Here is a 2,310-nt window from a genome sequence, read left to right on the forward strand (position 1 = left end):
CAACGCGGGTAGGCCGCATTCCTCCGCGAGGTCCCGGGCGGCGCGGGCGGTGCTGCGCGCCTGGCGCAGGTCGCCGCCCTCAGCGCCCTGCGGGCGCAGTGCCGGACCGTGGTGAACTCCTGGCGGCGCTTCGGCACCGCGCCGGCGACGGCCGGCTCCTCGTCGGGGTGCGGGCGCAGCCCGGCGGGGTCGGTGAAGCACTCCTCCACCACCACCGCCGGCGGCAGGATCCGTTCGATCACACCAGGAGGCTAGGCGGCCAGCGCGCGGCACGGCCCGCCCGCGGCCCGTCGTTAGGGGTCGGCTACGGGGCCGGATCCGCCGCGGCGGACGAGCAGGGACTTGCGCACCCGCCCCAGCGCGCTGCGCGGGAGTTCGTCGACGAAGTGGACCCGGCGGGGGCGGGCCGCCGCCGACAGCATCCGCCCGACATGGTCGACGAGCGCCTGCGCGGTCAACCCGGCCGCCGCGACGACGTACGCGACGACCTGCTCGCCCCGGGTGCGGTGCGGGGCGCCGACCACCGCGACGTCGTACACCCCGGGGTGGGTGAGCAGCACCTCCTCGACCTCGCGGGCGGGCACCCGCCGGTCGCCGCAGCTCACCACGTCGGTGCCGCCGCGGCCGAGGATCCGGTGTCCGCCCGCGGCGTCCACGGTGGCCAGGTCTCCGGTGGCGTGCCAGTCACCGGTGGGGGGCGGGGATCCGGGCCGGTCGACGTACCCGCTGAAGAGCGTGGGACTGCGGATGCTGAGCTCCCCCACCGAGTCGCCGTCGGCGGGCACCGGCCGGCCGTCCCGGGCCAGCACCCGGGTCTGCACCCCGGGAAGCGCGATGCCGCCGGTGCCGGCCGGGCCGGTGAGCACGACGAGGGTCTCCGTGGTGCCGTATCCCTCCACCGGGCGGTGCGAGGTGAGCAGCCGCAGCCGCTCCCCCACGGCGGGGGCGAGCGGCGCGTCGCCGGAGACGAGCATGCGCGCCCCGGACAGCGTCCGGGCCGTCGGCACGTCCCGGGCGATGTGCGCCCACTGCCGGGGCAGCGCGAGGTAGATGGTGCCGGCCGGGCCGGCGGCGGCGTGCCGGTCCAGGTGGACGAAGCGGCTGCCCACCCGCAGCGCGCCCAGCAGGCCGACGACCAGGCCGTACGCGCGGAACAGCGGCGCGCCCTGGACCAGGACGTCCTCGGCGCTCCACCGCCAGGCGGCGGCGAGCAGGTCGAGGTCGGCCGCGATCGCCCGGTGGGAGATGCGCACGCCCCGCGACGGCCCGCCGGCGCCTCCGGTGTAGAGGATCACCGCGTCGCTGGCCGGACCCGGCTCGGGATGCGTGGCCCAGGACCGTTCCCGCAGGTCCACCGGGACCACGGGGAGTTCGCCGCCGGCGGCGGCGCCGAGCAGCACGTCGGCCCGGGACTCCCGCAGGATCCGCCGGCGCTCGTCGGCGTCGGCGCCCGGCGGCAGCGGTACCAGCGGCACGCCGGCCTGCACCGCGCCCACCATCGACACCATGCACTCCAGGCTGGGCCGGGCCTCGACCGCCGCCGCGCGGGCGCCCCGGATCCGGTCGGCGACCGCGTTCGCGCAGCCGAGCAGGTTCTCGGCGGAGAGCGTCCGGCCGGCCACCCGGAGCGCGTCGGAACGGTCCGCGCCGGACCCCCGCAGCCCGGGCAGGAGCGTCATCCGACCCGACCCCGGTGCCTCGGTGGTGGTTGGCAGATCACGCACGAACCCTTCACGTCCCGGACGCGCACGGCCCGTGGCCGCTCTCCCCGTCGGTGCGGCGGATTGGCGCCCGCCGACCACGGCGGACAGTCCGAAATTAGGCGTCCGACCGGCGGTAGACAACCCCTAGCACCGGCTCGGGCACCCGTCCCCGGCCGGTGACGTCCGGGGACGGACCGGCAGGTGGGAAGGCGGACGCCCCCATCGGATGAAACCGATTCGCGTTGATTGGCAGGCTTCCCCACGCACTCCGGAATCGGCGCGCACCGAATCGTTCACCTCGGTCTCCCGCGCCTTCGCCACACACCGGCGATTACCATTCCGCGCTCCATTCTTGCGCAGTTCCCGATCCGCCGGACCACCTTTCGTCCGACGTTCATCGGCGAATTTCTTCTTTAACAACAAGTTGCGCCAAAGGGCTTCCAGACCGACCGAAACGGGCAAGTGGGGCGAGGGTCGGAAACTGACCCCGGGCGCGCCGGAAATCGCCCCGGGAAGCGTCGGAGCGGCAATCGGTCAATGCCGGCGCCGCGGCGACACCCACCCCGCCCGCCCGCCGGCCGGCGCCACGCCGAGATCGGAAGAGCAC

General features: G+C 75.8%; 1 protein-coding gene and 1 pseudogene. Both read right to left on the reverse strand.

The features are described from left to right. Nucleotides 1-242 (reverse strand): annotated as a pseudogene (locus HUW36_RS31230) (4'-phosphopantetheinyl transferase); the annotation flags it as partial. Nucleotides 243-293: 51 nt separating this feature from the next. Continuing rightward, entirely contained in the window at nucleotides 294-1,679 is a 1,386-nt protein-coding gene (locus HUW36_RS31235) for an AMP-binding protein (RefSeq protein WP_174531362.1), read from the reverse strand. Nucleotides 1,680-2,310: the final 631 nt, after the last annotated feature.

Origin of the sequence: Micromonospora maritima (assembly GCF_902825405.1) — a bacterium.
Classification (GTDB): domain Bacteria; phylum Actinomycetota; class Actinomycetes; order Mycobacteriales; family Micromonosporaceae; genus Micromonospora; species Micromonospora maritima.